Annotated in this window: 19 protein-coding genes; 9 read left to right on the top strand and 10 right to left on the bottom strand. The window is 57.1% G+C overall.

Going from position 1 to position 20,029, the window contains the following annotated elements; translation table 11 throughout:
* Positions 1–113: 113 nt before the first annotated feature.
* Together GOW92_RS16580 and GOW92_RS16575 are read left to right on the top strand one after the other, a co-directional pair.
* On the top strand, positions 114–896 hold the full coding sequence (locus tag GOW92_RS16580) for an MlaA family lipoprotein (RefSeq protein WP_170562380.1): 783 nt from the start codon (positions 114–116) through the stop codon (positions 894–896).
* On the top strand, positions 886–1,485 hold the full coding sequence (locus GOW92_RS16575; RefSeq protein WP_170562015.1) for an MlaC/ttg2D family ABC transporter substrate-binding protein: 600 nt from the start codon (positions 886–888) through the stop codon (positions 1,483–1,485). Before GOW92_RS16580 ends, GOW92_RS16575 begins: the two co-directional genes overlap by 11 nt.
* A 71-nt stretch (positions 1,486–1,556) precedes the next feature.
* Here the strand turns inward: GOW92_RS16575 and GOW92_RS16570 are convergent, their stop codons facing one another.
* The 4 genes from GOW92_RS16570 to GOW92_RS16555 are packed head-to-tail and all read right to left on the bottom strand — an operon-like array spanning position 1,557 to position 5,724.
* A complete protein-coding gene (locus GOW92_RS16570) occupies positions 1,557–2,654 on the bottom strand; it encodes an ABC transporter ATP-binding protein (protein WP_170562012.1) in 1,098 nt (365 codons plus the stop codon).
* 3 nt (positions 2,655–2,657) lie between these two features.
* Positions 2,658–3,557: a carbohydrate ABC transporter permease gene (locus GOW92_RS16565; RefSeq protein ID WP_170562010.1), complete on the bottom strand. Its 900-nt coding sequence runs from the start codon at positions 3,555–3,557 to the stop codon at positions 2,658–2,660.
* Positions 3,550–4,422 carry a carbohydrate ABC transporter permease gene (locus tag GOW92_RS16560; RefSeq protein WP_039543053.1) on the bottom strand — a complete coding sequence of 291 codons (873 nt, stop codon included), beginning with the start codon at positions 4,420–4,422 and terminating at the stop codon, positions 3,550–3,552. The genes GOW92_RS16565 and GOW92_RS16560 overlap by 8 nt, the downstream gene beginning before the upstream one ends.
* Positions 4,423–4,479: 57 nt before the next feature.
* The gene (locus GOW92_RS16555; RefSeq protein WP_170562008.1) at positions 4,480–5,724 is read right to left on the bottom strand and encodes an ABC transporter substrate-binding protein; all 1,245 of its coding nucleotides are present in this window, start codon (positions 5,722–5,724) and stop codon (positions 4,480–4,482) included.
* Between the two features lie 217 nt (positions 5,725–5,941).
* Here GOW92_RS16555 and GOW92_RS16550 point away from each other — a divergent pair, with 217 nt between their 5' ends.
* Together GOW92_RS16550 and GOW92_RS16545 are read left to right on the top strand one after the other, a co-directional pair.
* Positions 5,942–6,673, top strand: coding sequence for a response regulator transcription factor (locus GOW92_RS16550; protein ID WP_170562005.1), 732 nt, complete (start codon positions 5,942–5,944; stop codon positions 6,671–6,673).
* Positions 6,670–8,112, top strand: coding sequence for a sensor histidine kinase (locus GOW92_RS16545; protein WP_170562002.1), 1,443 nt, complete (start codon positions 6,670–6,672; stop codon positions 8,110–8,112). Before GOW92_RS16550 ends, GOW92_RS16545 begins: the two co-directional genes overlap by 4 nt.
* Before the next feature lie 5 nt (positions 8,113–8,117).
* On the opposite strand, the gene fliP is transcribed toward GOW92_RS16545, so the two are convergent.
* The 4 genes from fliP to fliF are packed head-to-tail and all read right to left on the bottom strand — an operon-like array spanning position 8,118 to position 11,314.
* Entirely contained in the window at positions 8,118–8,849 is a 732-nt protein-coding gene (gene fliP / locus GOW92_RS16540) for a flagellar type III secretion system pore protein FliP (RefSeq protein ID WP_170561999.1), read from the bottom strand.
* Positions 8,849–9,136, bottom strand: coding sequence for a FliM/FliN family flagellar motor switch protein (locus tag GOW92_RS16535; protein WP_170561988.1), 288 nt, complete (start codon positions 9,134–9,136; stop codon positions 8,849–8,851). Before GOW92_RS16535 ends, fliP begins: the two co-directional genes overlap by 1 nt.
* Positions 9,129–9,725 (bottom strand): ABC transporter ATP-binding protein, encoded by a 597-nt coding sequence (locus GOW92_RS16530; RefSeq protein ID WP_170561985.1) that lies wholly within the window; start codon positions 9,723–9,725, stop codon positions 9,129–9,131. The genes GOW92_RS16535 and GOW92_RS16530 overlap by 8 nt, the downstream gene beginning before the upstream one ends.
* Positions 9,725–11,314 carry a flagellar basal-body MS-ring/collar protein FliF gene (fliF, locus tag GOW92_RS16525; protein WP_170561982.1) on the bottom strand — a complete coding sequence of 530 codons (1,590 nt, stop codon included), beginning with the start codon at positions 11,312–11,314 and terminating at the stop codon, positions 9,725–9,727. The genes GOW92_RS16530 and fliF overlap by 1 nt, the downstream gene beginning before the upstream one ends.
* Before the next feature lie 119 nt (positions 11,315–11,433).
* Here fliF and GOW92_RS16520 point away from each other — a divergent pair, with 119 nt between their 5' ends.
* From GOW92_RS16520 to GOW92_RS16500, 5 genes are read left to right on the top strand one after another with little or no spacing between them, the layout of a single operon-like run.
* Complete coding sequence (locus GOW92_RS16520; protein WP_170561979.1) at positions 11,434–11,931, top strand: flagellar basal body-associated FliL family protein; 498 nt, start codon at positions 11,434–11,436, stop codon at positions 11,929–11,931.
* Positions 11,932–11,940: 9 nt separating this feature from the next.
* The gene (locus GOW92_RS16515) at positions 11,941–12,432 is read left to right on the top strand and encodes a hypothetical protein (protein ID WP_170561976.1); all 492 of its coding nucleotides are present in this window, start codon (positions 11,941–11,943) and stop codon (positions 12,430–12,432) included.
* Entirely contained in the window at positions 12,429–13,004 is a 576-nt protein-coding gene (locus GOW92_RS16510) for a MotE family protein (RefSeq protein ID WP_170561974.1), read from the top strand. The genes GOW92_RS16515 and GOW92_RS16510 overlap by 4 nt, the downstream gene beginning before the upstream one ends.
* 46 nt (positions 13,005–13,050) lie before the next feature.
* Positions 13,051–13,920, top strand: a complete 870-nt coding sequence (gene motA, locus GOW92_RS16505) for a flagellar motor stator protein MotA (RefSeq protein ID WP_170561971.1) — start codon at positions 13,051–13,053, stop codon at positions 13,918–13,920.
* A complete protein-coding gene (locus GOW92_RS16500) occupies positions 13,917–16,055 on the top strand; it encodes a hypothetical protein (protein ID WP_170561968.1) in 2,139 nt (712 codons plus the stop codon). Before motA ends, GOW92_RS16500 begins: the two co-directional genes overlap by 4 nt.
* A gap of 61 nt (positions 16,056–16,116) precedes the next feature.
* Here GOW92_RS16500 and GOW92_RS16495 read toward each other — a convergent pair whose 3' ends face one another.
* Both GOW92_RS16495 and GOW92_RS16490 read right to left on the bottom strand, forming a co-directional pair.
* Entirely contained in the window at positions 16,117–17,460 is a 1,344-nt protein-coding gene (locus GOW92_RS16495; protein WP_170561965.1) for an MmgE/PrpD family protein, read from the bottom strand.
* Entirely contained in the window at positions 17,457–19,901 is a 2,445-nt protein-coding gene (locus tag GOW92_RS16490) for a GcvT family protein (protein WP_170561962.1), read from the bottom strand. The genes GOW92_RS16495 and GOW92_RS16490 overlap by 4 nt, the downstream gene beginning before the upstream one ends.
* Positions 19,902–20,029: the final 128 nt, after the last annotated feature.

The raw sequence follows: 20,029 nt of genomic DNA, 5'->3' as shown, positions 1-20,029 counted from the left end.
CGGCCAAAGATAGTATTGATTGATTGTTCGGGTACGGATTGTCCCGACTTTTTGGAGTGGCGACGACCGTGTTGAGCAGAATCAGCCTGAAACCCCTGATCATTCTGTCCGTAATGGCAGTTCTCAGCGCCTGCGCAACGCGCCCTCCCGAAGGCGCGCCGCAGGGCGAGGTATTTGATCCGTATGAAAACAACAACCGGGGCATCCACAAGTTCAATCTTGGCGTCGACCGGTTTCTGTTTCGTCCGGCCTCGAAAGGGTACGTGAAGATCGTGCCTGACCCGATGGTGACAAGCTTCAACCATTTCGCTGAAAACCTGACGATGCCCGGCCAGGCAGTTGACTACCTGCTGCAAGGCAATGTCAAGCAATCCGGCAACGCACTGTTGCGGTTTGTGATCAATTCGACCGTTGGTGGGCTGGGGTTATCAGCCCCCGCCGACGAGCTGAACCTTCCGCCTGTGGATACCGACTTTGGTGAAACACTGCACGTATGGGGTTTTGGAGAAGGCGCCTATGTTGAACTACCCCTCTACGGCCCTTCAACGCAGCGGGATTCGATTGGCGTTATCGTCAACCTGTTCTCGAATCCGATAAACTTTTCTCCGGTCCGTCCCGTCGACAATATTGGCGTTTATGCCGAGGTCGTGCGCCGGATGGGTGATCGGGGCCGTTTCTCGGACACGGTCGACTCAATCCTGTATGAAAGCGCCGACAGTTACGCGCAGGCGCGGACCATTTACCTACAAAATCGCCGCTTCGAACTGGCGAGAGACGATGAGGAAGCCTATCTGGGTCTTTACGACGACCCTTATGCAGACAATGGAACCGACCCAGTCAGAGATCCCTACCTAGACCCATACGAGGACCCCTATGAGGACCCCTATGCCGAGTAACTCTATGAACCGCCGCGGTTTTGTCGCCACCGGCCTAACAGGTCTGGCACTTGCCGCCCTGCCCATTTCCGCCTTTGCCCAGACGGAAGCCAGCGCCAAGGCTCTGGTCGTCAGTGTCGTGGATGATATCAACCGTGTTATTGCTTCGGGCAAATCCGAAAAGGCGATGATCCGGGATTTCGAAAAGATCTTTGTGCAATATGCCGATGTGCCGATCATGGCACGTTATGTGCTGGGGGCAGACGCCCGTTCAGCCAGCCCATCACAGTTAAAAAAGTTCACCAGAGCGTTTCAGGGCTATATCTCGAACAAATATGGCCGACGTTTCCGCGAATTCATTGGTGGGCAGGTCACTGTCCGGAACGCCCGCAAGATCAAGGCTGGCTATGAAGTACGGACCTCGGTCAAGCTGCAAGGCTCGTCCCCCTTCGAGGTGACATTCCTGGTGTCTGACAAATCGGGGCGCGACAAGTTCTTCAATATGTTCATCGAAGGCGTGAATATGCTGCTGACCGAACGGACCGAAATTGGCGCAATGCTGGACGCTCGTGGCGGCGACCTGAACCGTCTGATCAAGGACATGGGCTAAACCAAGGTTAGTCGACCCGGTTAAGAATTAGAAAAACGCCGCGCGATAGGGTTCGCGCGGCGTTTTTTAGCTCAATTCAGTCGCTCTCCGGTCTCTTTGGCGAAGTAGGACACCTTGCTCATGTCAAAGGCCAGGTTCAGCATTTTGCCTGCCTGGGCACTGGTTTCCGCGTGCAAACGCGCAGTGACCTGCTTGCCGCCCAGTTCCGAGACCACATAGGTATCGGCCCCTGCCGGTTCGACCATATCGACCATGCACGCGGCTTCCTGTACGCCGTCACCAGCGCGGAATCCTGCCTCGGCGATGTCCTCGGGGCGCAGGCCCAGAATCACGTCCTCGGGTAGCGACAGATCGCGCGCCTCGTTCAGAACCAGCGTCTCACCTGTTTCGCGCGAGATGGCGATTTGTGTACCCGACCCGTTTTTAGAGACCTGCGCCGGGATCAGGTTCATCGCGGGCGAGCCCATGAAATCAGCGACAAACAGATTGGCCGGGTTGTTGTAAATTTCGGCCGGGCTACCGATTTGCTGAACGATACCGCCTTTCAGGACCACGATCTTTGTGGCCAGTGTCATCGCCTCGATCTGGTCATGGGTGACATACACAATGGATGCATCCAGCGTCTGGTGCAGCTTCTTGATCTCAGTTCGCATCTCAACCCGCAGCTTGGCGTCGAGGTTCGACAATGGCTCATCAAACAGGAACAGTTTCGGGTCACGCACCAGCGCACGACCCATCGCCACCCTCTGACGCTGACCACCGGACAGCTGGCTGGGGCGACGGTTCAACAGCGGCTCAATTTGCAGCAACGAGGCAACGTCCTTGAGCTTGGCATCCTGCGTCGCCTGATCGACCCCGCGGACCTTCATGCCGAAAGTGATGTTCTTGGCCACGCTCATCGTTGGATACAAAGCATATGACTGGAACACCATTGCGATGTCGCGGTCCTTGGGGCTGACATGTGTCATGTCCTTGCCGCCAATCGCCAGTGTCCCGTCGGTGATTTCCTCCAGCCCTGCAATACAATTCAGCAGGGTGGATTTACCGCAACCCGAAGGGCCGACCAGCACCAGGAAATCGCCCGGTTCGATCGAGATGTTGATGTCTTTCAGAATTTCGGTCGCACCGTAATTCTTATAGAGTTTGTTAATATCGAGGATGGGAGCCATGGGTTATCCCTTCACTGAACCAGCGGTCAGGCCGCGGATGAAATATTTACCGGCAACGACATAGACAAGCAGCGTCGGCAGCCCCGCGATGATCGCGGCGGCCATGTCGACGTTGTACTCTTTGACGCCGGTGGTGGAGTTTACGATGTTGTTGAGCGCAACGGTCACGGGCTGAGTGCCTGCCTGGCTGAATGACACGCCGAACAGGAAGTCGTTCCAGATCTGCGTGAACTGCCAGATCACGGTCACCACGATGATGGGCAGCGACAGCGGCAGGAAAATCGACCAGAAAATCCGCATGAAGCCCGCGCCATCAACCCGCGCGGCCTTGGTCAGCTCGGCCGGAATGGTGACATAGTAGTTGCGGAAAAACAGCGTGGTGAAACCCAGTCCGTAGATTACGTGGACAAAGATCAGACCCGGAATGGTCCCGGCGATCCCCATCATGCCCAGCAGACGCGCCATCGGCAGCAGAACAACCTGAAACGGGATGAAGCAGCCAAACAGCATCAGCGAGAAGATGATGTTGGCCCCTTTGAACCGCCATTGCGCCACGACATAGCCGTTCAACGCACCCAGCAGGGTCGAGATGGCAACCGCAGGAACCGCAATCAGGACCGAGTTCCAGAAATAGGGCCGCAGGCCTTCACACTGGATACCGGTACAGGCGCCAGACCATGCCGTTTTCCAAGCATCGAAACTGACTTCGCGTGGCAGTGAGATCAACGATCCGGTGCGAATTTCCTCAAGGCTTTTCAGCGATGTGGTCAACATCACGAACAGCGGCATCAGGTAATACAGCGCAAACAGGCCAAGCAGGACATATAGCAACCAGCGCAAGGCAATCTTGCCAGTGGCACTTTGCGTGCGGGTTTGGGTTTGGGGCATCGACAGATCAGTCATTTTTCGCCCTCAGCTCTGAGTAAAGGTAGGGAACCACGATCGCAAACACGACAAGCATCATGATCATCGCGGACGAGGCCGCCTGACCAATATCGCCGCGCGAGAACGCCATGGCGTACATGTATGTGGCGGGCAAATCGGTTGCGTAACCCGGACCACCGCCTGTCAGGGCGATGACTAGGTCAAAGCTTTTGATCGCAAGGTGCGCCAGCACGATGAAGGCCGATAGGAAGATCGGAGCCATCGACGGGATGATGATCGCCGTATAGATGCGCCAAGTGGGGATACCATCGACCTGCGCGGCCTTGATGATTTCGCCATCCACCGAACGCAGACCTGCCAGAAACAACGCCATGACAAAGCCCGAACTCTGCCAGATCGCAGCGATTACGATCGTGTAGATCGCGTAGTCAGGGTTCACCAGCCAGTCGAACTCGAAATTCGGAAAGCCCCAGCCCTGCACCATGGATTCAATGCCCAGACCCGGGTTTAAAATCCACTTCCATGCTGTGCCGGTCACGATCATCGACAGCGCCATCGGATATAGGTAAATCGTGCGGATCGCACCTTCGACGCGGATTTTCTGATCCAGCAGGATAGCAAGCAACAGGCCTAGCACCATCGCGATCACGATGAAAAGCGCGCCGAAAATATACAGGTTATTGATTGCCGTGTCCCAGCGGGGAGAATCAAACAGGCGTTCATACTGAATGAAGCCTTTGATCTCGTATTTCGGCAGTAGTTTCGATCGTGTCAGCGACACCCATGCAGTCCATCCGATAAAGCCGTAGACAAAGATCAATACGGCGATGAACGACGGTGCCAGCACCACCTTGGGCAGGTGATTTTCCAGCCATTCGGACATTTTAGCCTCCGGGGAAAGATGCTCTGCCCCTCAGTATAGGGGGCAGAGCGTATTGGATCAGTAGCTGTTGGCCACTGCGTCCGCCAGTTGCTGAACAGCATCAGCCGAGGACATATCCGAGTTGAAGTGCGCGGTCACAACGTCGGTGATCGCACCGGACTGCGACCCGCGCAGCGCCATGCCGTGGGCATAGGACGGCAGCAGCGAACCTGCGTCCGAGGTCGAGCCCATATCTTCGGCCGACAGGTTGGCGCAGATGTCGAAGTCATCCAGTGCCACGTCGGTGCGCGCAGGGATCGAGCCTTTGTTCAGGTTGAACACTTTCTGGAAGTTCGGTGCCACGATCAGCTTGGCCAGCAGGTCCTGACCGGCTTTCTTGTCGTCACCGTCCACGTCGAACATGGCAAAGCTGTCGACGTTGTACAGGTAGCCGTCACCGGGGGTCGAGGCGCACAAGAAATCCTCGCCCGGCTTCTTGCCAGCCGCCAGGAATTCGCCCTTGGCCCAGTCACCCATGATCTGGAAGGCCGCTTCGCCGTTCATGACCATAGCTGTTGCCAGGTTCCAGTCACGACCCGAGAAGTTTTCGTCCACATAACCACGCAGGGTGCGCATCTGATCAAATACTTGGACCATCGTGTCCGAAGTCAGTGCCTCGGGGTCCAGATCAACCAGCGCTTTCTGGAAGAACTCAGGGCCACCAATGCCCAGAACTACGGTTTCGAATACAGTCGCGTCCTGCCACGCCTGACCACCATGGGCCAACGGGATCACGCCAGCGGCCTGCAGCTTTTCAGCGGCGGCGTTGAATTCGTCCCAGGTGGTCGGCATTTCGATGCCATTGGCCGCCAGAACGTCGGCGTTGGCCCAGATCCAGTCTACGCGGTGCACGTTTACCGGTGCTGCACACCAGGTGCCTTCGCACTTCATGTGACCAGCGATCGATGCGGGCAGCACTTCGCCCCAGCCTTCGGCCTCAGCAACGGCCGAGATATCGGCCAGAACGCCTTCTTCATACCATTCCTGAATGGCGGGGCCCTTCAGCTGAACGGCGGTCGGAGCATTGCCAGCCAGAACGCGGGCACGCAGCGCAGTCATTGCAGCGTCACCGCCACCGCCAGCAACAGGCATATCGGTCCAGGTGCCGCCATTCGAGGCGAACTCTTCCTGCAGAACGGCAACCGATTTGGCTTCACCGCCCGAGGTCCACCAGTGCAGAACTTCAGCCTGCGGTTCAGCCACAGCACCCGACGCGGCCGCAACGGCCAAGGTCGAAACGGTGGCAAATGCAAAACGATTCATTTCTTGTCTCCTCCCTGAGAACTCAGTGACTGCCGAGGCAGCGATGGCGCTATTACTGAGATCAGTTGCCCTCCTGACAACTTGGAAATCACGTTAAGACGCGGACACCGCCCAAATTTTCACCACTTCTGTTACAGCGTGTTACGTTGACATTGAATCTGTTTCCGTTCGTTACAATGGACGGAAACAGAACAAGAAGATTGGGAGGACAGACAGAGTGAGCATTCCGCGGCTGCTGGTGGTGGATGACGACCCTGATATGCGGTCGATGATGACCCAATTACTGCAAAAGAACGGGTTCATCGCCCTGCCTGCCAGCGCTGAGCGGGAAATCCGCGCGCACCTGTCCAATGGTCGGATCGACTTGATCCTGCTGGACGTCATGTTGGGGGATGAAAACGGCATCGACATCTGTGCACGGTTGCGACGCGAACAGGACGTGCCGATCATTCTGGTCTCGGCCTTGTCCGCCGACCATCAGCGCATGGCGGGGTACGAGGTCGGGGCAGACGACTACATCGCCAAACCATTCAACCCCCAACTGATGCTAGCCCGTGTCCGGGCAGTAATGCAGCGCGCAAGACGGTCGTCTTCGTTGGCCTATCGCCGTCGTACGCGTACTTTTCGGTTCAACGGTTGGGTCTTTGACGGCAAGCGCGACGACTTGCATTCGCCCGAAGGCTATCTCGTCGCGCTATCGCAACGGGAAACCGCCCTGCTCAAGGTCCTGCTGGCCAATCCGCACATACCACTGACCCGCGATGAAATCGTCGCGGCGCTGGATGTCACGGGCGACAGCGACAAGCCCGAAGCCCAGGGGCGCGCCATCGACATGCTGGTCGGCCGTTTGCGCTCGAAGATCGAGGCCAACCCGAAAGATCCACAAATGCTGCGCACAGAACGCGGGGTCGGCTATATCTTTGCCGCCGACATTTCGGTCGAAGAATGACGCTGCGCCTGCGCAATTTGGGATGGCTGTGGACCCTCTCGGCCTTTGCGGCCGGGCTTGTCTCGGCCGGGATGTGGTTCGCATCGGCCCGCGCCTGGAACGACTATCTGCTGCAGTCCTTTGTCGCCGGTTTCACGGTCTACGAAGAACTTCGGACCGGCATGGCCCCGTCCGAAGGACTATCGATCACTCGATTGCCGCCCCAAGACACAGCCCTTGCCGAAAATGGTGAGTTCCAGCGGTTGCCTGGGTTTTCAGACCGCCGCTTCGTCACCAACCTTTCGATCCTTACCGATAGTTCCTCACCGCTGAGCGGGCGTGAGTTAACCGTGGCGATTCTGTCTGATCGGCTGGTGTACCCGGTTTCGGATATTGTGTCGGGCAATGATCAGACCGGACCCGAGAAAATGGGGAACCTGACCCGGTTGCTGGCGACATACTGCAGTGAACCAATCCTGATCGCGAAATTCGGACGCGAGGCCTGGCACCAGGTCGACGGAACCAAGATTTGGGGCTGTCAGGCTGCACCCGTTGACCTGCGCCTGCCTGCGGTTCTTATAGGGATCGTCGCCCTGGCGGTCATCCTGTCTTCGGTCAGCAATGTTTCGGAAACTTTCACCCGGTTTGCCCGCGCGCTGCGCGAACGACAGCGCCTTGGCGGGCCGGAAAGCTATGAAGTGGATGGCCCGGATGAGCTGCGCGACATCGTTTCGGCGGTGAACGCCAACCTCGAGGCCGAGCGCGCTCAGCTTGAAAAACGGGCGACGGTCCTGTCCGGCGTCAGCCACGATCTCGGCACACCTGCCACCCGCGTGCGACTGCGTGCAGCCCTGATCCCCGACGACGAACTGCGTGAGAAACTCGAGGCGGATGTCGATCAGATGACTGGCATGATCGAAAGCGTCCTGACCTACACACGGTCCGAACTGGATGTTGAAGAACCACGCCAGATCTCCCTGACATCGCTGGTCGAATCTCTGGTCGCCGACTATCAAGACATGGACCTGCCGGTGACGCTGAAAAAGACCGAGCCGGTTTCAGTCGAAGGCGCCACCTCGGTTTTCATGTCCCGGCGCGGTCACGGACAGCTGACCGAAACACGTCGCGTTCTGGTCATGGCGCGCCCCATATCGCTCAAGCGCGCGCTGACCAATCTGATCGACAATGCGTTGAAATATGGTCGGCATGCCGAAGTGCAACTGGAAACCGATGCAACCACCGCAACGATCACGGTAGAAGACAAAGGCACCGATCTGTCTGTCTCGGACATCGAAAACCTGATGGCCCCATTTCGGCGCGGCTCTAACACCGGGTCATCCGATGGCTACGGTCTGGGCCTGACGATCGCTGCAACTGTGGCCGAGCAACACGGTGGAGAAATGCGATTTGAGGCTGGAGACTGCGGCCTGCGCGCCTGTTTGCAAATCGCCCGGCATTGAGAATGCTAGGTCACATAGCTGCGCACCAGCGCGCCTGCGATAAGCGACCATCCGTCGGCGATGACAAAGAACGCCAACTTGAATGGCAACGAAACCGTGGCGGGTGGTACCATCATCATCCCCATCGACATCAGCACCGCCGCAACCACAAGGTCGATGATCAGAAACGGTAGAAAGACCAGAAACCCGATCTGAAAAGCGCGCGCGATTTCAGACAACATGAAGGACGGCATCAGGATGGACAGCGGCGCTTCGGGCGACAAGATTGTGGGGTCACCGTCGGGGCGCAAGGCGGCCATCGCTTGAAATGTATCGGGATCCAGCCGTGCAGCCATGAAATTGCGGAATGGCTGCAAGGCACGCTCTAATGCAGGCTCAACTTCCATCGTTTCGTCGACCAACGGCTGGATTCCTGTTGTCCAGGCCTCGGAAAAGACCGGTTCCATGATGAAATAGGTCAAAAACAGCGCCAAACTGACGATCAGCATATTGGGAGGAGATTGCTGCAACCCGATACCCTGACGCAAGATCGCCAAAACGGTGATCAGGAACGGAAAACATGTGATCATGATCGCCAGTCCCGGAGCCAGGCTAAGCACTGTGATCAAAAGGATCAACTGAATCGTGCGTGCAGATATCGAACCGCCCTCGCCCAACGAAACAGATAAGTCCTGCGCCGTGGTTACAGACGGGGTCAGCACTGCAAGCGCAACCGCCAGCATCATAATACGGCGCATCAGCCGATCCCGTTTTGAAGGTCCGCGATTTCAGTCAGTCGCACGGCCAACTGACCCGCTTGCTCTCCGTCCACTTCTTCCAGCAATCCGCGCGCAACAAGCTGGTCACCGACATACAAGTCAACCGGATCCTCAATACGTTTGTCCAGCATCAACACAGCGTTTTCCCCCATGCTCAAAAGGTCTCGGATCAGAGGACGCGCCCGGCCAACCGACACGATGACTTCAATTGGAATGGCTTCGAATGGATTGGGCTTTTCGGAATTCGGAGTTTGCGGATCACTCATTGGTCACTGCCTCTTTTGCCTGAAACAAATACGCCTGAAAGGCTTGATCGACCGCAGCAAGCAATCCGCTGCAATCCACTTCACGTTGGGATATCCCGACCTTGAGCCGGGCTTTACCCGCCTCCAGCGACGGGTCTTCGATCACCTCCGCTGGCGAGGACAGTTCGGCGGGGATCAGGCCCTCCACCTCGGGCGCACTGCCAACGGGCACGAATATCTGCATGGGTTGCCCGATCTGCGCACGCGCCATATCGACAAGCTGTTCAATAAGACTAAAAGCAAAGCCGCGGTCCAGCATTTCAGGCAATACCACCTTTGTTAGGCTCTGAAACATCGGCTCCAGCGACAAGGCCATCCGGGTGATGGCCTCATGATAAGTAAAGGACATGTCTTCCAACGATTTGGCCAATTCGGCCGAGACCTGCCCCCGGCTTTGCTCTTGCGCGTGGATCGCGTCTTCCCAACCCGCGCTATAGCCTTGCTCGAACGAGGCCAGTCTCTGCTCTTCCAACGCGCCCTCATCCAGGACGTGCAACTGCCCGCCACTTGCCTGTAATGTGAAGTCTTCAAGAAGATGGGCTATCGACATCACACACGTTCCTCACCTTCTTCCAGCCAACTACGCAGGATTTCGACGGTCTCTTCCTGCTTGTCGCCTATCATCGCTCTGAGCCGATCCACCGGATCCGCCCCGTCAGCCGTTGCCAGCGCCGGAACGTTCCTGGTGGGCACTTGCCCCGGCAACGTGGTGAACAGTCCATCCTCTTCAGTCGAAATTTCGCCGTTCAGGTAAGAGCCAGGATCCTGATCCGCATCCGAAGGCAACAGCGCAGGTGCGGTTGCCGGCTGCGTCAAAATGGGGCGGATGACAAACACGCCAAGCACCAGCAAAACCAGCGCCAGCACCGCCATTTGAATCAGCGACATCGCGTCAATATGAACTTTCTGCCACAGCGAGGCGGTTGCAAGACTGCCCTGCGGCTCCACCACCGGAAGATCCAACGATTTCAATGTAATCACATCTCCACGTTCGGCATCGTAGCCTACCGCCGATGCCACCAGCTCTTGCAACGCATCCAGTTCGGTCTGCGGCATCGGCGTGAACGTTTCAATTCCGTCTGCGTCCTTGGTTTGCGTACCGTTTACCAAAACCGCAACTGTCAGCCGTTTGATCGCACCGGGACCATTGTGTACCTCAAGCTCTGTCTCGGAAACCTCGTAGTTGACCCTCTCTCGCGTCTGGGTCGCGTTCGAATTGGATTCGTCCCCGCCTGCGCCATCACCGTCCGGCAGGTTCGATGCAACCGTCACATCTCCGGACTGGTTGCGAGCGCTATCCGAACGCTCTTCGACATCGGTGCTGATGGCCACGCGGCCATTGGGATCAAAACGCCGTTCGCGGATTGACTCCGTCTTGGTGACTGTATCCACACTCACCTCGACCACAGCATTCCCCGCGCCGACACGAGCCTCGACCAGACGCAGAACCCGCTCACGCAGTTGGTGCGACTTGTCGTCCGCTGTATCCGCAGCCACCGGGCTGTCCTGCGCGCCGATGACTGCGCCATTCGAATCGATGACCGCAACATTTTCCGGAGCCAATCCGCTGACTGCAGACGATACCAGAAACCGAATCGCCTTTGCCTGATCGGACGTGATGTCCGTACCCGACGCGACCAGGTAAACCGACGCTGTCGGCGCAATACTGCGCTGAAACGGATTGGATGATCCGTTGGCAATATGCACACGCGCCTGACTGATATAGGGGCTGCCGACGATGGTTCTGGCCAGCTCTCCTTCTTTAGCGCGCCAATAGGCGGCGTCGAACATCTGCGAAGTTGTGCCAAACCCGCTGAGCGAATCCAGTAACTCATACCCGCGATTTCCGGTTGCAGGCAGGCCCTCGCTGGCTAGCGTCAAGCGCAACTCATCCCGTTGTGACCCCGGCACATAGATCGAGCCGCCGCGAATCTCATACTGCACACCGCGCTGATCCAGCGAGCGAACGATATCCCCCGCAGCGCCGCTTTCCAGCCCAGCATAAAGCAAGGTCATCGACGGCGTCGTCACCAGGCGCGACATCGCAAGGATGCCCAAAAATACCAGTACGGCTGCACCAGCGACGATGATTTGTTTACGCCTGTCCAAACTTGTCCAGACAGTTCCGATCTGCTGCACGATCACCTCCGACTCGCCGACATTCTGTGCGACGCATCCCTTGTTTGGACGATTGCCCTTAACAATCGGTTAGTCCCTGTCGGGTTATGACGACTGCAGATTGAAGAAATGAGGACGTCATGACCGACGCGACTGCAGAACAGGCCGAAGTCCCGGAAAAGTCTGGGAAAAAGGGAATGATTATTGGCGCGATTCTGGCGGTGGTCGGCGCTGTGGGCGGCTATGTCCTGACAACATCGGGACTATTGCCTATTGGCGGGGAACCTGCGGCGGAAAAAGCCGAAGAAGCCGAAGAGAACAAGCCCGCCAAGGCCTTGCCCAAGGTCGGTTTCGTTGACCTCGCGCCGGTCGTCGTTTCGGTAAACACCTCCGATTCGCGGCACCTGAAGTTTCATGCCCAGCTTGAGGTGAACGCGCCGTACATGGCGGATGTGGAAAAGATGAAACCCCGGATCATGGATGTTCTGAACGGATATCTGCGCGCGGTCGAGGTATCGGATCTTGAAGATTCCCTCGCACTTATACGCATCCGCGGACACCTGTTGCGGCGTATCGAAATAGTCGTCGGCGAAGGCCGCGTTCGCGATGTTCTCGTCATAGAATTCGTACTGAACTAGGAGGCGAGGATGGAGTTGATTGCAGATACTTTGCTGGTCGCAGGCGCCTTGGGTGCAGGTCTTTATTGTTTCGTTCTGTCCCGGCGGTTGAAACGTTTTACCGACCTTGAAAAAGGCGTCGGTGGCGCGGTGGCCATGCTGTCTTCGCAAGCAGACGAGTTGAAAAAGTCACTAGAGGCCGCGCGGGACGCCTCGGATCAGTCCGGCGTCGTTTTGAAGGAATTGACCGAGCGCGCCGAAACAGTGGCACAGCGGCTTGAACTGATGATGGCCTCGATGCATGACGTCGTGCCCAATGAGGTAGCGGCGGACAAGACCTCCACGCTTGAGCCTGAGCCTGAGCCTGAGCCTGAGCCTGAGCCTGAGCCGAAGGTTTCCGAGGAGCAGGCCGAAACCAACAAAAAATCCGAAAACGAAGATGCCGCTCCTGACGAACCGCAGGTCAAACGCTCAGGTGGGTTGATGTTCCTGCGCCACAGCCGCAGCGAGGCAAAAACATGAGGCGAAAACGAGCAGATAATCGTCCCAAAGGCGGCGTTCTCGCGGTGATTGCGATGCTTATGATTAGTTCCGCCGCGATCAGAATAGGGTTCGAGGCCGGACCCGCGCTGGCCAAGGGATCCGACTCCTCCCCAATGCCCACAGGAACTAGCCAAACCAACCAGCCCGGTGCGCGAGAGTTGTTGACTGAATTGCTTCGCCGTGAAGACGCGCTCAAAAAAAGAGAGGCTGCTTTAGCAGACAAGGAAAAGGCGCTGGATATCGCGGATCAGGCGATTGAGACCAGATTGGCTGCATTACAGGAGGCTGAAGAGTCGCTGCGACAAACGCTAGCCTTCGCCGAAAAGGCCGCCGAGACCGATCTTACGCGCCTGACAGATGTGTACCAAAGCATGAAGCCCAAGGACGCGACCGCCCTATTTGAAACCATGGATCCCGGTTTTGCGGCGGGTTTTTTGTCGCGAATGCCGCCTGATTCTGCTGCTGGTATTCTGGCCGGTCTCAGCCCCGAAGCAGCATACACGATCAGCGTGATAATGGCTGGTCGCAATGCTGCCGCCCCACAGGAATGACAGCCATGTATTTCACCCCCGCACGTGACATTGCAGGAGACCGGACATGATCGGAATCATTGGAATCGTCGTCATTTTCGCCATGGTGTTCGGCGGTTATCTAGCCGCTGGCGGCAAGATGACGATCATTTTGAAATCGCTCCCGTTCGAGATGATGATGATCGGGGGCGCCGCCGTTGGCGCGTTTATGATCAGCAACGACATGAGTGCCGTCAAACATACGATCAAGGACATGGGCAAAGTGTTCAAAGGTCCCAAGTGGAAACCGGAAGACTATCGCGACCTGTTGTGCCTTTTGTTTTCTCTGATCCGGATCGCGAAAGCCAACCCTGTCGAAGTGGAACAGCATATCGAAGACCCCGAAAACTCGACCCTGTTCTCGGCCTATCCAAAGATTCGGGCGGACAAGGAAGCGGTCGATCTGATCTGCGACACGATGCGATCCGCGTCGATGAACTACGACGATCCTCATCAGGTCGAGGAGGTTCTTGAAAAACGAATGGACGCGAACTTTCACCACGCCATGCATTCCAGCCACGCGCTGCAAACTGTCGCCGATGGCTTACCTGCGCTTGGAATCGTGGCTGCTGTTTTGGGCGTTATCAAGACGATGGGATCCATCGACCAACCTCCTGAAGTGCTGGGCAAACTGATCGGCGGTGCATTGGTCGGGACGTTTCTGGGTGTGTTTCTGGCCTATGGCCTGGTTGGGCCGTTCGCCGGCAAACTGAAAGCGGTGGTCGAAGAAGACAACCATTTCTATCAACTGATCAAAGAGGTTTTGGTCGCCAACCTGCACAACCACAATGCGGCTATGTGCATCGAAGTCGGTCGCCAGAACACGCCAACGCATAACCGACCGGGGTTCTCGGAACTGGAAGATGCGCTGAAAGAACTCAAACAGGCAGCGGCATGATCCGGAAAGTTGCCCTTTCTTTCGTTTTAGCCACAGCGGCAGCGCAAGTTCAGGCACAGGATGTGCAGGTTCGTACGGGCGAGCATGATGGGTATACGCGGCTAGTCGCACAGATTCCGCCGGGCACTAAGTGGGAGCTGACGCAAAAGAAAAATGGTGCGCGTCTGAATGTCGAACTGGAAAAGGTGAACTTCGACACAACGACTGTGTTCCGGCGCCTTACTCAAAACCGCTTGGCCGCTATCTCTCAGTCAGAGCCGGGCGGAGCGCTTGATATGCAATTTGGTTGCGACTGTGCCGCTTCGGCCTTTTTGTATAAGGGCACAATGATCGTAGTGGATATTGCACCCGACTCGGCATTTGCCCCCATCAACGCCAACGTAACACCGCCGGTTTTGCCCACGACACTGAAAAAAAGAAATCCGTCGATTGCGCAAAATCTGCAGAACCTGGATTTACCATTACTTGACCTCAACGCAGAGCGCTTTGAAAAACAGCTTTCAACTCTGCTGCTGCGCGGCTCTGACCGGGAAGTTGTGGATTTAAGGCTTGCGCCAGTCGGGCCTCGGGTGTCGGTCCCCAGGGGGGGTCTATCGATCCCCACAGACATTAATGCAAATGTTCATGTAACATCTGTTCTGGACGGGCTAAACGAACTTTTAGGGCCGTCCTTGCCGCAACTTGAACATCGCCCACCCTGTATCACAAGCGAAGAGCTTGGGTTCGACGGTTGGTCTGGGGCGGCCCCTTTTCCGGAACAGGTGGCTTTGCTGCGAGCGGCCTTGTTTGAGGAATTCGATCAGGTCGATGAAGAAACGGCGCTGAAACTGGCAAAGCTATATACCCAATCCGGGTTCGGTGCAGAGGCCCTGCAGGCACTGGAATTGTTTGCACATCCTTCGCCGGACGCGGATCAAGTCGCTGCCATAGCCCGGTATCTGGATGGCGCTCAGCCATCGCAGCCGAATCCTTTTACCGGTCTTCAGCGATGCGAAACCGATGCGGCGCTCTGGGCGCTTTTGATCGAAGGTGAGTTGCAGGAAGAGGCCCAGTTGCAATCGATCGAACGGTCATTTGTGCGTTTACCAGACCATTTGCGTCGTCACCTCGGGCCGACATTGGCAGAAATTTTGACGGACGCCGGAAAACTGGAACCGGCGAGGCGCGTGTTGCGCGCGGTCGACCGGGTGGAGAGTGAGAACAGCGCTGATACATCCCAGGCCAAGGCCAAGGTGGCGGCTGCAGAAGGCGACAGTTACAAATCAGAAGCCCTGTTGAACGAAGTCATCGCCGCCCCGGGCGCAGAGTTGGAGGCACCATTGGCGCTTGCAAGATTGGTCGACAAACGATGGTCGGAACGCGGGGCCGTATCACCACAAGAGCTGGATCTTGCTGCATCCTACGTCGTGGAGTTTCGCCGATCTGAAATCGGGCCACGCATGTTACAAACACAGATTGTCGCTTTGAGTTTAGGTCATGAATTCGACAAAGCGATGGATCTGCTGAGCGCTCAGAATGCAAATGTCCAAGCCACCGAAACACTAAACCGCGTCGCTCAGATCCTGACCGAACGCGCCGACGACGTGACATTCCTAAGGCGGGTGGTGACCCTGACACCCGAGCAGAAACATGCGCTTTTTACAAACACGAGCTTGGCGGTGGCCGAACGATTGGTCACTCTTGGCTTTGCTGACGCGGCGCTGGAGTTGGCCAATCGGCCGCAAGATAGAGCGCGGGGTGCTGAAAGGGCGCGAATACGGGCGAACGCCGCACTACTGCAACGCCGACCACATCAAGCAATGTTAGAGCTGGCCGACGATCCATCGGATGCAGCCCGGCTTTTGCGGGGCCAGGCGTTGCAGATGACTGGTGACTACGTAGCAGCCGGTGAAGCTTTGCTTGCTTTGGGCGAGGATGAAAAAGCTGATAGGTACTTTTGGTTGGCCGATCACGCGAAAACGGTCGTGCCCGACCGCGACACCAAGTTCCTTGCGGTTCAGCAAACAACCCAGCTTTTGTCTGTGCCGCCAGTCCGAGTACCGGACAAGCCATTGGCTGATGCGAAAGGCTTATTGGATGACAGCGCCAATATGCGCCAGCTCATTTTGGATTTGCTTTCAGGAGTGGGCCATTAACCAATTATGTCCGCGGTGCTTGGTTTCCTTGGTTTGTCATTCACCCGGGATCCATCAACGTTCACGGATCAAAAACCAAAGGCATCAGGTCTGACAGTCTGGAAGCGGGCTCCACCAAACCCAATATGGCCCCGCAGATCGCGCCCGCGCGATCCGAACCGATGACGGGCGTGGCAAATTCGGTGTACTTGGCGATCACTTCGTCCCTGCTGAGCGGCGCCTCCGGCCCTCCGCGCGCATGAATGTCACCAGATTCGAACACCCGCCCGTCCGTCGATTTCAAGGTGACATCGGCACAGCGCCCCTGTGGGAACCGCGCGCTGTGACGCCGATCTTCCCGAACATGAATACGTGGCACCAACTCTGCCACGTTCGGGTCAGACAGGCCCGCGCCCGAGATATGTTCAACGCCGATCCGTCCATGGATCGCCTGAACGGCCACAGCAAAGGCCAACGAATACTGGGCCTGAGACGTGGTATCAGGCATCCCGCCATACAGGCAGACCGCTTCGTGAAAACTCTTGATATGAACGGATTGGATATGGTCATGAGTCAGATCGTTTTCCATCATCAATGCCCGAACACCGTCAATAGCCGCATGTGCCCAGCGACATATCGGATAGGGTTTCACGTACTGATGTTCGACCTGCCAGAACTGACCCAGATCAGCCCAGAACGGTGCGACACTGGCATCCTCAATCGTGATTGCTGGGGCACCGGTGAAACCCCGCTCGGCCAGGATCGCCGAGGATATGCCGACCATTGCGCCCCAGCCCGATCCGTCGTGCAGCATCGTCGGATTCGCAATCTCACGCATCATTTGGCTTCGGGGTCCGTGATACTCTGCTACTCCCAGTGCCTGTCGAAACTGATTGGGCGAGTGACCACGCATGCGCGAGGCCATGGCAACCACACCAAGGGCATTCCAGGCACCCGAAGTGTGATAATCGCTGACCGACGCGTGCAGTGACAAACCGGCACGTCCCGCAATTTCATATGCCGTGATGACTGCAGCCAGGGCATCTGGGCCGGACAAGTCGGGGCAATGTGCACCGAGTGAAACCAACGCGGGCAAAACAACAACACCGATATGTCCCTTGGTTGGGTTGTAGCCGTCATGCCCATCCAAGTTGTCGGTTTGTGTGGCCGCAGCATATGCTGCGCCTGCCATGCTGACAGTGCGGCCGTCAAACATCATCGGGACACTGAAGGCCGCATCGGTGCTGGCATAGAGCAATGCAGCCGTATCGCGGGCGATCACGCCAGCCTCCATCGGGCCGGACGCAATCAGGATTCCCATAGTATCCAGCATCATCAGGGCGGCAGCTTCTTTTGCACTGTCAGGCATCTCCTGCGCCGAAAGGTTCAGCGCAAAATCCGTGACCTGATCAAGCGTGCCCGTCATTTGGCCGGCTCCATCACCTTGAGTTGGACATCGCGCAGCCGCTGCCCTGATGGGTCAAAGGGTGGCTCGGCCAGAATTTTGGCTTTGTGCGGCCTGCCAAGGATGAAAATTTCTACTGTATCTCCCGGCTGCGCAACTGCCGGATTTGCATAGCCGATTGCCAGGGACTTGCCGACCGAATAGCCATAGGCGCCAGACGTCACACGTCCGACAGGAGCGCCATCTGGGGTAAAAATGGGTTCGCCACCTGTCGCGTCAGCATCTGAGACTTCGACCTCAAAGATCGACAGAACCTCACGCGCGGCTAAATCTTTGACTTTCAGATAAGCGTCCTTATGCAGAAAATCTTTGTCCAGCTTGATCAGGCCCGAAAGCCCAACCTCTTGTGGCCAGTACTCCTGAGAATACTCACGACCCCAGGACCCGTATCCTTTTTCGATGCGTAGCGAAGCAAGCGCACGGCCGCCAACCGGACCTCCACCCAACTCGTTGGCGGCATCCAAAAGCCCTGTATAGAGCCTGATCTGATCCTGTTCGGCGCAATGAAGTTCCCAACCCAGGTCCCCGGTAAAGCTAACGCGGATGGCAAGACAGCCGACACCCGCCACTTCGATGGTTTGCGACCGCATGAAGCGGAACGCCTCGTTCGACAGGTCAACATTTGTCAACCGCTGCAGAAGATCGCGCGATTTTGGTCCCGCAACGTTGAAGCCCGCTATCCTGTCTGTTGCCACCTCAAACGTGGTGCCTTGGGGCAGGTCGATCATATTGAAGAACCGCTGATGATAGCGCTCGGCCATTCCCGATCCGATCATCATGTATTCATCTTCGGCGACTTTGGTGATGGTGAAATCCCCGGCGACCCCGCCGCGGACTGAGATCAGCGGCGTCAGACAAGACCGCCCAATTTCGGTCGGCACCCGGTTGGCAACCAGACGATCCAACCAGTCATAGGCTGCAGAACCTTTTATGACGTAATTGGCAAAGTTCGAGATGTCGATCACGCCAACCTTTTCGCGCAGCATCTGCACTTCACGGCCAACTGGTTCCCACCAGTTTTGGCGGGTAAAGCCGATCGTCTCTTTCGTGTCGGGCTGATCTGCAAACCAAAGTGGGTGTTCCCAGCCACAGTTCAGGCCAAAGACACAGCCCATGTCCTTTTGCATCTCATAAGTCGGGCGAACGCGGGCCGGGCGGCCTGCGCTGCGTTCCTCGTTTGGGAAATGGATGGCGAAACGGTGGGTATACTGGTCCTCGACCCGCGCCTTGGTGAACTTCTTGTCCGCCCAGTCGCCAAACCGGGCAAGATCCCAGGCGAACATGTCGTATTGCGGCTCACCCTCGATCATCCATTGCGCCGCCAGCAGACCCAATCCACCCGACTGCGAGAAGCCCGGGATCAGGCCGCCGCAGAGGAAATAGTTCTTCAACTCGGGAACCGGACCCCACAGGGCGGAACTGTCCGGAGACCAGATCATCGGCCCGTTGATCACCCGTTTCACACCAGCCGTCGCCGCCGCGGGCACACGTTCGGTTGCGCGGATCACGTTCTCCATAATCCGGTCCAGATCATCGGGAAACAGCTCGTGGGCAAAATCCAGCGGGGTGCCCTCTTCGGCCCAGAACTTCATGTCTTTCTCATAAGCTCCGATCAGCAGCCCGTTGCCTTCCTGACGGAAATAGTACTCGCCATCCCGATCGGCGATCGAGGGCAAGCGGCGGCCGAGGTTGGCGACTTCATCGATGGATTCGGTCACGAAATACTGATGCTCGGTCGGCTGCAACGGCAAGGTCAGACCTGCCAAGGCCGCTACTTCGCGCCCCCAGAGACCCGCAGCATTCACCACCCATTGCGTATGAATGTCACCCTTTTCGGTGCGCACTATCCAAGACCCGTCGGCCTGCTGATCAGTGCCTAATACTGGGCAAAACCGCTCAATCGTCGCACCCATCGCCCGGGCACCGGCCGCATAGGCGTGTGGCACGCCCGACGGGTCTACGTTGCCGCCGTCGGGTTCATACATGATACAGCGGATATCGTCGAACTGCGCCAGCGGGTGCAACTCCTTGGCCTGTTCGCAGCTGACCTCGTAAAAATTCAGCCCATAAAATCGAGCCTTGGCTTCCTGCAGACGCAGCTGATGTTCGCGGTCTTCGGTCTGGGCCAGGTAAAGCGAGCCGGGTTGAAAAACACCGCAACTTTGGCCTGTTTCCTGCTCCAGCTCTTTATACAGGTTCATCGTGTAATGCTGGATGCGGGTGATGTTGTTGTTGTCGTGCAGCCCGTGGATATTGGCCGCCGCGTGCCAAGTTGATCCACTGGTCAGCTCATCCCTCTCTAGCAGGACAACGTCCCGCCAGCCGAGCTTGGCCAGATGGTACAGGATCGAACAGCCTGCCAATCCTCCGCCGATGACTACGGCCTGCGCGTGCGTTTTCATGAAATTGACCTCCCGCCGATGGTGCCGAAAACAGCACCCATGGCAGAAGTCAGCCACATGTCGTATGTGGCTTATGCTCTGTTCCCGACGCGAAATGTCGGGAACAGAGTTTGAATGGCCGGTTTTGA

It is taken from the genome of Ruegeria atlantica (genome assembly GCF_013032505.1).
Taxonomy (GTDB): Bacteria; Pseudomonadota; Alphaproteobacteria; order Rhodobacterales; family Rhodobacteraceae; genus Ruegeria; species Ruegeria atlantica_F.
The sequence above is the reverse complement of the archived record's forward strand: the minus strand, read 5'-3'. Positions and strand labels throughout refer to the sequence as shown.